The organism is Pseudomonas sp. Pdm06, assembly GCF_014851795.1.
Lineage (GTDB): Bacteria > Pseudomonadota > Gammaproteobacteria > Pseudomonadales > Pseudomonadaceae > Aquipseudomonas > Aquipseudomonas fluorescens_AA.
Map to the genome: position 1 here is coordinate 87,313 of NZ_JACVAH010000001.1, position 12,288 is coordinate 99,600.

At 62.2% G+C, this 12,288-nt stretch carries 14 protein-coding genes; 12 read left to right on the forward strand and 2 right to left on the reverse strand.

Features of this window, described 5'->3' with window-relative positions; genetic code table 11:
- Positions 1–13: 13 nt before the first annotated feature.
- The 7 genes from IB266_RS00360 to IB266_RS00390 all read left to right on the forward strand — a co-directional run bounded on the left by IB266_RS00360 (position 14) and on the right by IB266_RS00390 (position 5,554).
- A complete protein-coding gene (locus tag IB266_RS00360) occupies positions 14–1,147 on the forward strand; it encodes a protein-glutamate methylesterase/protein-glutamine glutaminase (protein WP_092204556.1) in 1,134 nt (377 codons plus the stop codon).
- Positions 1,147–1,887 carry a flagellar motor protein gene (locus IB266_RS00365; protein WP_003199135.1) on the forward strand — a complete coding sequence of 247 codons (741 nt, stop codon included), beginning with the start codon at positions 1,147–1,149 and terminating at the stop codon, positions 1,885–1,887. The genes IB266_RS00360 and IB266_RS00365 overlap by 1 nt, the downstream gene beginning before the upstream one ends.
- Before the next feature lie 15 nt (positions 1,888–1,902).
- Positions 1,903–2,787: a flagellar motor protein MotD gene (motD, locus tag IB266_RS00370; protein WP_192259475.1), complete on the forward strand. Its 885-nt coding sequence runs from the start codon at positions 1,903–1,905 to the stop codon at positions 2,785–2,787.
- 49 nt (positions 2,788–2,836) lie between these two features.
- Positions 2,837–3,628: a ParA family protein gene (locus tag IB266_RS00375; protein ID WP_060738631.1), complete on the forward strand. Its 792-nt coding sequence runs from the start codon at positions 2,837–2,839 to the stop codon at positions 3,626–3,628.
- A gap of 96 nt (positions 3,629–3,724) precedes the next feature.
- Complete coding sequence (locus IB266_RS00380; RefSeq protein WP_192259477.1) at positions 3,725–4,600, forward strand: CheW domain-containing protein; 876 nt, start codon at positions 3,725–3,727, stop codon at positions 4,598–4,600.
- 72 nt (positions 4,601–4,672) lie between these two features.
- Positions 4,673–5,158: a chemotaxis protein CheW gene (locus IB266_RS00385; protein ID WP_003199144.1), complete on the forward strand. Its 486-nt coding sequence runs from the start codon at positions 4,673–4,675 to the stop codon at positions 5,156–5,158.
- Positions 5,159–5,554, forward strand: coding sequence for a DUF2802 domain-containing protein (locus tag IB266_RS00390; RefSeq protein ID WP_060738629.1), 396 nt, complete (start codon positions 5,159–5,161; stop codon positions 5,552–5,554).
- A 1,860-nt stretch (positions 5,555–7,414) separates the two neighbouring features.
- Here IB266_RS00390 and IB266_RS00395 read toward each other — a convergent pair.
- Entirely contained in the window at positions 7,415–7,744 is a 330-nt protein-coding gene (locus IB266_RS00395) for an EscU/YscU/HrcU family type III secretion system export apparatus switch protein (RefSeq protein WP_060738627.1), read from the reverse strand.
- On the reverse strand, positions 7,741–9,312 hold the full coding sequence (locus IB266_RS00400; protein ID WP_192259479.1) for a flagellar hook-length control protein FliK: 1,572 nt from the start codon (positions 9,310–9,312) through the stop codon (positions 7,741–7,743). The genes IB266_RS00395 and IB266_RS00400 overlap by 4 nt, the downstream gene beginning before the upstream one ends.
- 199 nt (positions 9,313–9,511) lie before the next feature.
- On the opposite strand from IB266_RS00400, the gene ccmA reads away from it, so the two are divergent.
- The 5 genes from ccmA to ccmE all read left to right on the forward strand — a co-directional run bounded on the left by ccmA (position 9,512) and on the right by ccmE (position 12,287).
- A complete protein-coding gene (gene ccmA, locus IB266_RS00405) occupies positions 9,512–10,147 on the forward strand; it encodes a cytochrome c biogenesis heme-transporting ATPase CcmA (RefSeq protein WP_060738625.1) in 636 nt (211 codons plus the stop codon).
- Positions 10,144–10,812, forward strand: coding sequence for a heme exporter protein CcmB (gene ccmB, locus IB266_RS00410; RefSeq protein WP_003183957.1), 669 nt, complete (start codon positions 10,144–10,146; stop codon positions 10,810–10,812). The genes ccmA and ccmB overlap by 4 nt, the downstream gene beginning before the upstream one ends.
- Before the next feature lie 94 nt (positions 10,813–10,906).
- Positions 10,907–11,662, forward strand: coding sequence for a heme ABC transporter permease (locus IB266_RS00415; protein ID WP_192259481.1), 756 nt, complete (start codon positions 10,907–10,909; stop codon positions 11,660–11,662).
- On the forward strand, positions 11,659–11,835 hold the full coding sequence (gene ccmD / locus IB266_RS00420; RefSeq protein WP_003199159.1) for a heme exporter protein CcmD: 177 nt from the start codon (positions 11,659–11,661) through the stop codon (positions 11,833–11,835). Before IB266_RS00415 ends, ccmD begins: the two co-directional genes overlap by 4 nt.
- Positions 11,832–12,287 carry a cytochrome c maturation protein CcmE gene (ccmE, locus tag IB266_RS00425; protein WP_060738623.1) on the forward strand — a complete coding sequence of 152 codons (456 nt, stop codon included), beginning with the start codon at positions 11,832–11,834 and terminating at the stop codon, positions 12,285–12,287. The genes ccmD and ccmE overlap by 4 nt, the downstream gene beginning before the upstream one ends.
- The last annotated feature ends 1 nt before the right edge of the window (position 12,288 follow it).

A 12,288-nucleotide genomic window follows, 5' to 3' on the forward strand; every position in this document is an offset into this window, starting at 1 on the left:
TAACGGAGTGTTTATGGTAGTTAAAGTCCTGGTGGTGGACGATTCGGGTTTTTTCCGTCGCCGCGTCTCGGAAATTCTTTCGGCGGACACGAGTATTCAGGTCGTCGGTACCGCGACTAATGGCAAAGAGGCGATCGATCAGGCCCTGGCACTCAAGCCGGACGTGATTACCATGGACTACGAGATGCCGATGATGGATGGCATCACGGCCGTGCGGCATATCATGCAGCGCTGCCCGACCCCGGTCTTGATGTTCTCGTCCCTGACTCACGAAGGCGCCCGGGTAACCCTCGATGCGCTGGACGCCGGGGCGGTGGATTTCCTGCCGAAGAATTTCGAAGACATTTCGCGCAACCCCGACAAGGTCCGGCAGTTGCTGTGCGAAAAGGTCCACAGCATTTCCCGCAGCAATCGTCGTGTCGGTGCCTACAGCACACCGGCGCCAGCCCCGGTTGCGGCGCCAAGCCCTGCGCCAGCGCCGACGGCATCGAGCAGCTTCAATCCGGCCCCGGTACGCAGCGCCCCGGCACCTGCGCCGACGCGTTCGGCACCTGCCAGTGCAACGTCGCCGGCACCCAAGCGCAAAGCCTACAAACTGGTGGCGATCGGTACGTCCACCGGCGGCCCGGTGGCGCTGCAACGGGTCCTGACCCAGTTGCCGGCCAACTTCCCGGCTCCTATCGTGCTGATCCAGCACATGCCGGCGGCGTTCACCAAGGCGTTTGCCGAGCGTCTGGACAAGCTGTGCAACATCAACGTCAAGGAAGCCGAGGATGGTGACATCCTGCGTCCGGGCCTGGCATTGTTGGCGCCGGGTGGCAAGCAGATGATGATCGACGGCCGCGGTGCGGTGAAGATTCTGCCGGGCGATGAGCGCCTGAACTACAAGCCTTGCGTGGACATTACCTTCGGTTCCGCGGCCAAGTCCTACGGTGACAAAGTTCTGGCGGTGGTGCTCACCGGCATGGGCGCCGACGGTCGCGAAGGCGCACGGCTGCTCAAGCAGGGCGGCAGTGCGATCTGGGCCCAGGACGAAGCCAGTTGCGTGATCTACGGCATGCCGATGGCTATCGTCAAAGCCGATCTTGCCGACGCGGTGTACGGGTTGGACGACATCGGTAGACACCTGGTCGAGGCCTGCCTGTAATGGATGTGCTCAGCCTGATTGGCATCATCATGGCGTTCGTCGCCATCATTGGCGGCAATTATCTGGAAGGCGGTCATCTGGGCGCGCTGGCCAACGGCCCGGCGGCGTTGATCGTGCTCGGTGGCACCATCGGCGCGGCGCTGTTGCAGTCGCCCATGAGCGCTTTCAAACGGGCCATGCAGGTACTGATCTGGATTCTGTTCCCGCCCCGTGTCGACCTGGCCGGTGGCATCGACCGCGTGGTGAACTGGAGCCTGACCGCTCGCAAGGAAGGCCTGCTGGGCCTGGAAGGGGTGGCCGACGCCGAACCCGACAGCTACTCACGCAAAGGCCTGCAATTGCTGGTGGACGGCGCCGAGCCGGAAGCCATCCGCAGCATCCTGGAAGTGGATTTCTACACCCAGGAAAGCCGCGACATCGAAGCGGCCAAAGTATTCGAAAGCATGGGCGGCTACGCGCCGACCATCGGCATCATCGGAGCGGTGATGGGCCTTATCCACGTGATGGGCAACCTGGCCGATCCGTCGCAACTGGGCAGCGGCATCGCCGTGGCCTTCGTCGCCACGATCTATGGCGTAGCGAGTGCCAACCTGGTGTTGCTGCCCATCGCCGCCAAACTCAAGTCCATCGCGTTGCGCCAGTCGCGCTATCGCGAAATGCTGCTGGAAGGGATCCTGTCGATCGCCGAAGGTGAAAACCCGCGTTCCATTGAGTTGAAGCTCCAGGGCTTCATGGACTGATGGGAGACATGGAAAATGGCACGTCGCAGGCATCGTGAAGAACACGTCAACCATGAACGCTGGCTGGTTTCCTACGCCGACTTCATCACGCTGCTGTTCGCTTTTTTCGTGGTCATGTACTCGATTTCGTCGGTCAACGAAGGCAAGTACAAAGTCATTTCCGAGGCGTTGATCGGGGTCTTCACCGATTCCGATCGAGCCCTCAAGCCCATCCCAATCGGCGAGGAGCGGCCCAAGACCACCACCCCGGCCAAACCCTTGGTCAAGGACAGCGAGCAGGTGGAGGCCGGTATCGCCGGCAGTAGCGATCCGTTGAAAAGCATCGCCGACGACATCAGCGCGGCGTTCGGTGACCTGATCAGCTCCAACCAGATGACCGTGCGCGGCAACGAGCTGTGGGTCGAGATCGAGCTCAATTCCAGCCTGTTGTTCGGCAGCGGCGATGCCATGCCCAGCGACATGGCGTTCAACATCATCGATAAGGTCGCGGCGATCCTCAAGCCCTTCGACAACCCGATCCATGTCGAAGGCTTCACGGACGACCAGCCGATCCGTACCGCGCAATACCCGACCAACTGGGAGCTGTCTTCGGCCCGTTCGGCGAGCATCGTGCGCATGCTGGCGATGCAGGGCGTGAACCCCGGTCGCCTGGCCTCGGTGGGCTACGGTGAGTTCCAGCCGGTGGCCAACAACGCCACGGCCGAGGGGCGTGCGCGCAACCGGCGGGTGGTGCTGGTGGTGTCGCGTAACCTCGATGTACGTCGTAGCCTGACCGGTACCGGTACGGCCAATGCAACCCCGGATGCGGCATTGAAGCGGGCTGGCACACAAACTGCACCGGCTCCGGTCAAGTCGCCGGGAAGACAGAGTGCCGTCAATTCTCCGTCACCCGCTTTATAACCGAGCTATTTCTCGGTCGAGCCTGTTTCGGCCGGGAGGAACGATCCGAATGAGAGTCTGGGCAGTCGCCAATCAAAAAGGTGGTGTGGGCAAGACCACATCTTCCATCGCTTTAGCCGGGTTGCTGGCCGAGGCGGGCAAGCGCGTGGTCATCGTCGATCTGGACCCCCATGGCTCGATGACCAGCTATTTTGGCTACGATCCCGACAGCCTGGAGCACAGCAACTTCGACCTGTTCCTGCACAAGGGCGTCGTGCCCGAGGGTTTGCCGGGGCAATTGTTGTTGTCCACCAGCGACGAGCGGATTTCCCTGTTGCCGTCGAGCACCGCCCTGGCCACCTTGGAGCGACAATCGCCTGGGCAGAGCGGCCTGGGCCTGGTGATCGCCAAGAGTCTGGCGCAGCTGTGGCAGGATTTCGATTACGCGATCATCGACAGCCCGCCGTTGCTGGGGTTGTTGATGGTCAATGCCCTGGCCGCCAGTCAGCAATTGGTGATCCCCGTGCAGACCGAACATTTGGCCGTCAAGGGGCTGGAGCGCATGGTCAATACACTGGCGATGGTCAACCGCTCGCGCAAACAGACGCTGGCCTTCAACATCGTGCCGACGCTGTTCGACCGTCGTACCCAGGCGTCCCTGGGAACCCTGCGGGTGTTGCGGGACAAGTACCCGGATGACATCTGGCAGGGCTATATCCCCGTTGACACCCGCCTGCGGGATGCCAGCCGCGCCGGTGTGACCCCTTCGCAATTCGATGGCAAGAGCCGTGGCGTGCTGGCTTACCGAGCGCTGCTCAAGCATCTGCTGGCCCAACAGCTTGTTCCGCAGCAGGTGGCTTAAGGTGACGAGGCTTTCCACTGGCAGTGTGTTCGCTTGCGAACGCTCAAGTCCTGCCGCATTCATGCCGATAACCTCTTCAAGTGGCGCACTGTTCCTATGAGCCGCCCAGTAAAGACAACCTCGCGTCCGCAAATGGCCCTGCAGTCCTATCTCGATGGGCTGTTGCAGGAAGCGACCGAAGAACTGCCACCGCCGCCAAGCGTGATCGAGGCGTTGCCCGAACACGTCGAAGCCGAGGGTGTGCTGGATGAATTTCAAGCGGCCGTGCTCGAAGAGCAGGCCCGTGACGCACAGAAATCAGTGGTGGCCGCAGCGGTCGAAGCACCGTTCATCAAGCCACAACTGGCGGTAATGGAGGCACCTGCTCCGATCCTGGCGCCGGTCTCGACCGTTGCTCCGTTGCTGCAGGGGCTGGTGACGCCGGTGGTGGAAGTCCACTTGCCGCCGAGCAACCCACCGCCACCGGTGCCGGGCGACGACCGTCCGGCCTGGGCGGCCGAGCCGTTCGAGTGTTTGTTGTTCGATGTGGCCGGGTTGACCCTGGCGGTGCCGCTGGTCTGCCTGGGATCGATTTACTCCCTGGCCGGGCAGGAGCTGACGCCGTTGTTCGGCCAGCCGGAATGGTTCCTCGGGATCCTGCCGAGCCAGGCGGGCAACCTGAAGGTACTGGATACAGCACGCTGGGTGATGCCGGACCGTTATCGCGATGATTTTCGCCAGGGCCTGCAATACGTGATTTCGGTGCAAGGTTACGAGTGGGGATTGGCGGTGCACCAGGTCAGCCGTTCGCTGCGCCTGGATCCGAACGAGATCAAGTGGCGCAGCCATCGAGGGCAACGGCCATGGCTGGCCGGTACGGTGATCGAGCACATGTGCGCCTTGCTGGACGTTGCCGAGCTGGCGGAGTTGATCGCCAGCGGCGGGGCAAAACACCTGGGCGGCAGCAAGAAGCCGGTCCAGAAACCGAAATAAGACAACCGGTGGCGCACAGCGTCGCCGGACAGAATACACGCCGCCACAGGCGGTTTTTCGAGGGGTCAAGGTATGAATGATAAGGCGTCGTCTCAAAAGGGTTCTGAAGATCCGATTCTGCAATGGGTGACCTTCAAGCTCGATAACGAAACCTACGGCATCAACGTGATGCGCGTTCAGGAAGTGCTGCGCTATACCGAGATCGCCCCGGTACCGGGTGCACCCAGCTATGTGCTGGGCATCATCAACCTGCGTGGCAACGTGGTCACCGTGATCGATACCCGTCAGCGCTTCGGCCTGATGAACGCCGAGATCAGCGACAACACCCGGATCGTCATCATCGAAGCCGACAAGCAAGTGGTTGGCATCATGGTCGACAGCGTCGCCGAAGTGGTTTACTTGCGCCAGTCGGAAATCGAGACGGCCCCGAACGTGGGTAACGAAGAGTCCGCCAAGTTCATTCAAGGCGTGTGCAACAAGAATAACGAGTTGCTGATTCTGGTTGAACTGGACAAGATGATGAGCGAAGAAGAGTGGTCGGAACTGGAGAGTATCTGATTGATTCTTGAGGTAGCAGTCATTGTCCTGTTCCTTTTCTGGGCAGGTACGCTGGCGATGTTCTTGGCATACATACGTGGACAGCGGCAGATTGCCGCTCAGCAGGCCCAGGGCGATGCGCTGCGCGACCAGCGCATCAAGGACCTGGCCAAGCGCGTCGACGATTACCAGAACGGCACCGTGCGCATGGGCGAAGCGCTCCATGAGCTACGTGCCGTGGTTGCGCCGTTGCCGGACAAACTCGCCCAGTTGGAACAGCGTGACCCCTCCAGCCTGTCCTTCGCCCAGGCTGCCCGCCTGGTGGGCATGGGCGCCAGCGTCGACGAACTGACCCAAGCCTGCGGCCTGACCCAAGCCGAGGCGGAGTTGATGAGCAAGCTGCACCGAGGCGGCTGATCGCTTTCTTCGCAGAACCCATCTGGGAGCGAGCTTGCTCGCGATAGCGGTGTGACCGTCGACAGCGATGTTGAATGTGCGCCCGTCATCGCGAGCAAGCTCGGCTCCCACAGGTTTTTCTGGCGTTCACTTCTGGTCATTCCAGCCCCTGTGGCGAGGGAGCTTGCTCCCGCTGGCCTGCGAAGCAGGCCCCAGCATTTTGCCCGCGTTCTGTCGCAGACCCCATGTGGGAGCGAGCTTGCTCGCGATAGCGGTGTGACCGTCGACAGCGATGTTGAATGTGAGCCCGTCATCGCGAGCAAACTCGGCTCCCACAGGTTTTTCTGGCGTTCACTTCTGGTCATTCCAGCCCCTGTGGCGAGGGAGCTTGCTCCCGCTGGCCTGCGAAGCGGGCCCCAGCATTTTGCCCGCGTTCTGTCGCAGAGCCATGTGGGAGCGAGCTTGCTCGCGATAGCGGTGTGACCGTCGACAGCGATGTTGAATGTGAGCCCGTCATCGCGAGCAAGCTCGGCTCCCACAGGTTTTTCTGGAGTTCACACTGATCGTTCCAGCCAGCCCATAACCCCTGTGGCGAGGGAGCTTGCTCCCGCTGGCCTGCGAAGCAGGCCCCAGCATTTTGCCTGCGTTCTGTCGCAGAACCCATGTGGGAGCGAGCTTGCTCGCGATAGCGGTGTGACCGTCGACAGCGATGTTGAATGTGCGCCCGTCATCGCGAGCAAGCTCGGCTCCCACAGGTTTTTCTGGCGTTCACACTGATCGTTCCAGCCAGCCCATAACCCCTGTGGCGAGGGAGCTTGCTCCCGCTGGCCTGCGAAGCAGGCCCCAGCATTTTGCCTGCGTTCTGTCGCGGAGCCATGTGGGAGCGAGCTTGCTCGCGATAGCGGTGTGACCGTCGACAGCGATGTTGAATGTGAACCCGTCATCGCGAGCAAGCTCGGCTCCCACAGGTTTTTCTGACGTTCACACTGATCGTTCCAGCCAGCCCATAACCCCTGTGGCGAGGGAGCTTGCTCCCGCTGGCCTGGGAAGCGGGCCCCAGCATTTTGCCCGCGTTCTGTCGCAGACCCCATGTGGGAGCGAGCTTGCTCGCGATAGCGGTGTGACCGTCGACAGCGATGTTGAATGTGAACCCGTCATCGCGAGCAAGCTCGGCTCCCACAGGTTTTTCTGGCGTTCACACTGATCGTTCCAGCCAGCCCATAACCCCTGTGGCGAGGGAGCTTGCTCCCGCTGGCCTGCGAAGCGGGCCCCAGCATTTTGCCCGCGTTCTGTCGCAGACCCCATGTGGGAGCGAGCTTGCTCGCGATAGCGGTGTGACCGTCGACAGCGATGTTGAATGTGAGCCCGTCATCGCGAGCAAGCTCGGCTCCCACAGGTTTTTCTGGCGTTCACACTGATCGTTCCAGCCAGCCCACAACCCCTGTGGCGAGGGAGCTTGCTCCCGCTGGCCTGCGAAGCAGGCCCCAGCATTTTGCCTGCGTTCTGTCGCAGAACCCATGTGGGAGCGAGCTTGCTCGCGATAGCGGTGTGACCGTCGACAGCGATGTCGGATGTGAACCCGTCATCGCGAGCAAGCTCGGTTCCCACAGGTTTTTCTGGCGTTCACACTGATCGTTCCAGCCAGCCCATAACCCCTGTGGCGAGGGAGCTTGCTCCCGCTGGCCTGCGAAGCGGGCCCCAGCATTTTGCCCGCGTTCTGTCGCAGACCCCATGTGGGAGCGAGCTTGCTCGCGATAGCGGTGTGACCGTCGACAGCGATGTCGGATGTGAACCCGTCATCGCGAGCAAGCTCGCTCCCACAGGTTTTTCTGGCGTTCACTTCTGGTCATTCCAGCCAGCCTATCGCTCTTGTGGCTGTGATCAGTAATCGTCGCCGCGGTCGGTCACATCCTTTTCGACACTCGGCGCATTCGGGTCATGGCCTTGGGGGAACTTGCCCTTGAGGTTCCAGGCGAACGCGATGATCTCGGCAATCGTGCGGTACAGCTCTTCCGGGATGCTATCCCCCAATTCCATCCGTGCCAGCAGCTTCACCAGTTCGGCATTTTCATAGATCGGTACTTCACTGTCCCGGGCGATGCGCAGGATTTCCTCGGCCAGGGCTTCGTCGCCCTTGGCGGTGAGGGTCGGGGCGTGGTGGCCGTCGTATTTGAGGGCGATGGCCTGGCGGGGTTCGGTGTGGGTTGTCATGCGGTTTCGTCCACCCAGCGTTGTTCCAGGCGAGTCTTGGGACCTTGGGGCGGAGTGCCGAGGTGGCAGTCCAGGTCGCCGACGTTCAAGCCACAGGTCACCAGGCGCTCACGCAGTGCTGTCAGATTGCTTTCGATCAGGCTCGCGGTGTACGGCCGTTCTGCCCACAATTGGCTGGACAGGCTGCCGCTGAGCAACTGGGCTTGAATCTGCAGCGGACCTAGCGGTTCCATGTCGAATGCCAGTTCGACCCGCCAGAGCTGCTGTTTCGGCTCGCGTTCTTCCCGGCGTTCGTCTGGTTGCTCCCGGGGCGGGGTTTCCTCGCGCTGGAACTTGACCTGCAACGGCACGATGTCCTGCAGGTTGCGCATCGGGATCTCCAACTGCCAGGTGCTCATCAAGCGACCGTCGTCGGTCAGGCCGGTTTGTTCCAGGCTCGACAACTGATGGCTTTGCAGGCGCGACACGGCAGCGGCGGCCAGACGCAGCAGGTGCTCCAGATCGCCGCCTTCGTCCTGGTCTTTCAACTGGCGTGAGGGCAGCGGAAAACTGGTGGGTTGCGGCTTGGCGCTGACCTGGCCGAGCATCCCCAGGGCGCTGCGCACGAAACTCGGCAGGACCTGAGCCAGCGTATTGGCGGCAATGATGGCGCTGAGGTTGGTGGAGGCGGGCAGGGCCGGTGTCAGTTGGGCAATCAGTTTCAGCAGATCGCCTTTCATGTCCGGCGCCAGGCTCGGTGGCTGGCCGGCGAGCAGTTTGCTTTCCAGGAACACCCCGCTGGCGACCATGGCCTGGGCCAAGCCCTTGGGCGTGCTCAGTTGCTGGACATCCGGCAGACCAGCCAGCAAGCGAGTCACCGCGGCGCGCAGCTCGGTGCCGGTGTCGTCGGTGACCGGCAGGTTTTGCAGGGCAGTGATCAGGCTGTCCAGCGAGCCCTGGCGGCTCACTTGGGTGAGCAGTTGCTGGCTCACCGCCAGTTGCTCCTGGCGGTTGCTCAGGGGAACGAATTTCAGCGTCTGGGCATCTTGCACCTGGGCGCTCAAGAGCGTGCCGATGCGCAGCGGTTGAGGGCTGTCGATGTCCAGGGTACTGCCGGCCTGGGCGGTGTTGAGCAGGCTCACCAATGACCGATAGACCGCCGGCTGCCCAGGCAATGACGGCAATGCCTGGCTGGTCAGCACCTTGCCTTGCAGCAGCGTGCCGACCGGCATCTGCGTCGTATCGATGCGCGTCAAGGTGGCGACGCTGGAGGCGACGGCCTGCTGCACGGCAATCGTCAGGTTGCTGGGGGACGGTTGGGTCACGGCCAGGCTGGTGCCCTGGGGTAATGGCTGGGTGCTGGTGGCTTGCACGGTGGTCTGGCGGCCGCTCTCCAGGGTGACCTTGAGCAACAGCTGGAAAGTCTGGTCGGCCTGCTTGAGCGACAGCACTTCGGCCTGGGCGGTCTGGCCGGGGCCGATCAGCCCTTCGGCCGGTGCCAGCAATTTGAGCAGCTCGCCCGTCACCGCTGGCATACGCGTCGTTGCCGTGGCCTGGGGCAGCGGCAGGATGTTGATGTCGCCTGTCATCTGCGGTCTTACCCTGGGGAAAATAAGCCCTCTTGAGAGTAGGGCATCACATGTATAATGCCGCCCGTCTTTCAGGGAGTGGCGAAAACCTTGCAATTGTTTGACGCAGCTCTGTGGAACAGGCCGTCAAAGCATCTATGCTGCACCTCTTTAACGGCCGCTGCACCGCCGACTTGAACCGTATAAGGCCCGCGATCCCTTGACCAGTCCTCTCCTGCAAACCGTTGGCCTCGCCTGTGAGCGAGACTTGCGGCTGCTTTTCGAAAATCTCGAATTGAGACTCTCGCCTGGCGATATGGTGCAGATCAGTGGCCCCAACGGTAGCGGCAAGACCAGCCTGTTGCGCCTGCTCGCCGGATTGATGCAGCCCACCGCGGGCCAAGTGTTGCTCAATGGCCAGCCCTTGCACAGCCAGCGCAGCGAGCTGGCCCGCAACCTGCTCTGGATCGGCCATGCCGCCGGCATCAAGGACTTGCTGACCCCCGAAGAAAATCTCAGCTGGCTCTGCGCTCTGCACACGCCGGCCGGCCGCGAGGCGATCTGGCAGGCGTTGGCGGCGGTCGGGCTGCGGGGCTTCGAGGATGTACCGAGCCACACCCTGTCCGCTGGCCAGCAGCGCCGGGTGGCCCTGGCCCGGTTGTACCTGGACGGTCCACCGCTGTGGATCCTCGACGAGCCGTTCACTGCCCTGGACAAGCAGGGCGTCGCGCAGCTCGAGGAACACCTGGCACGGCATTGCGAAAACGGCGGCATGGTGCTGTTGACCACCCACCATACGCTGGCGCGGATGCCGTCCGGCTATCGCAACATCGATCTGGGGAACTGGGCCGTATGAGTGTGTTTGGCCTGTTACTGGCCCGCGAGGCGCGCCTGCTTTTTCGTCGTCCGGCCGAATTGGCCAATCCGTTGGTGTTCTTCGCGATCGTCATCGCGCTGTTCCCGCTGGCGGTCGGTCCGGAGACTCAATTGTTGCAAACCTTGTCTCCGGGACTGGTCTGGGTGGCCGCGCTTTTATCGGTCCTGCTCTCGCTGGACGGGCTTTTCCGCAGTGATTTCGAAGACGGTTCCCTGGAACAGTGGGTCCTTTCGTCGCACCCCCTGGCCCTTCTGGTTTTGGCCAAGGTACTGGCACACTGGGTTTTTTCCGGGCTGGCGCTGGTGCTGCTCTCGCCGCTGTTGGCGATGATGCTGGGTTTGCCTGCCGCGTGCATGCCGGTGTTGCTGGTGTCGCTGCTGCTGGGCACGCCGGTGTTGAGCCTGCTCGGTGCGGTAGGCGCGGCGTTGACGGTGGGGTTGAAGCGCGGTGGCCTGTTGCTGGCGCTGCTGATCCTGCCCTTGTATATCCCGGTGTTGATCCTGGGCAGTGGTGCCTTGCAAGCGGCGTTGCAAGGCATGCCCGCGACCGGTTATCTGCTGTGGCTTGGGAGCCTGACCGCCCTGGCGATAACCCTGACACCCTTTGCAATAGCCGCTGGCCTGAAGATCAGCGTCGGCGAATAATAATGAGGCCTGGTCAAGAATTGACCACTTCTGCGGAAGTTAAGGCAGACCTGGCAGCTCGTGATGACGAGCCGCAACCGTGATGGAAACAGCAATGAACTGGACCTGGTTTCATAAGCTCGGCTCACCCAAGTGGTTCTACGGCATCAGCGGCAAGATGCTGCCCTGGTTGAGCATCGCCGCTCTGCTGCTGATCGGCTCCGGCGTCGTCTGGGGCCTGGCCTTCGCCCCACCGGATTACCAGCAGGGCAACAGCTTCCGCATCATCTACATCCACGTTCCCACCGCGATGCTGGCCCAGTCCATCTACGTGATGCTGGCCGTGTGTGGTGTGGTCGGGCTGGTGTGGAAGATGAAGCTGGCCGACGTGGCCCTGCAATGCGCCGCGCCCATCGGCGCCTGGATGACCGCCGTGGCGCTGGTCACCGGGGCCATCTGGGGCAAGCCGACCTGGGGATCGTGGTGGGTCTGGGATGCGCGACTGACGTCGATGCTGATCCTGCTGTTCCTGTACTTCGGTCTTATTGCGCTGGGCAACGCCATCAGCAATCGTGACAGTGCCGCCAAGGCCTGCGCGGTGCTGGCGATTGTCGGCGTGATCAACATCCCGATCATCAAGTACTCGGTGGAGTGGTGGAACACCCTGCACCAGGGCGCGACGTTCACCCTCACCGAAAAGCCGGCGATGCCCGTGGAAATGTGGCTGCCGCTGTTGCTCACCGTATTGGGCTTCTACTGTTTCTTCGGCGCGGTGCTGTTGCTGCGCATGCGCCTGGAAGTGCTCAAGCGCGAATCCCGGGCCAGTTGGGTGAAGGCCGAAGTACAGAACAGCCTGGAGGTCGCTCGATGAGTTTCGCTTCATTCGGCGATTTCCTCGCCATGGGCCATCATGGCCTGTATGTCTGGTCAGCCTATGGCATTTGCCTGGTGGTGCTGGCCCTCAACGTGGCGGTGCCGATCCTGGCCCGCAAGCGGTATCTGCAACAAGAGGCGCGTCGTCTGCGCCGGGAGAACGGTCAGTGAATCCGCTGCGCAAAAAACGTCTTGTCATCATTCTGGCGATCCTGGTGGGGGTCGGTGCCGCGGTCGGCCTGGCCTTGAGCGCCTTGCAGCAGAACATCAACCTGTTCTACACCCCGACCCAGATCGCCAGTGGCGAAGCGCCCAAGGACACCCGCATCCGCGCTGGCGGCATGGTGGAAAAAGGCTCGCTGGTGCGTTCCGGGGATTCACTGGACGTGAAGTTCAATGTCACCGACTTCAACAAGACCGTGACCATCACCTATCGCGGCATCCTCCCGGACCTGTTCCGCGAAGGGCAGGGCATCGTCGCCCTGGGCAAGCTCAACGCCGATGGCGTGGTAGTGGCCGACGAAGTGCTGGCCAAGCACGATGAAAAATACATGCCGCCGGAAGTGACCAAGGCCTTGAAAGACAGCGGCCAGTCGGCGCCCGCTCCCGTGAAGGAGGGCTGAT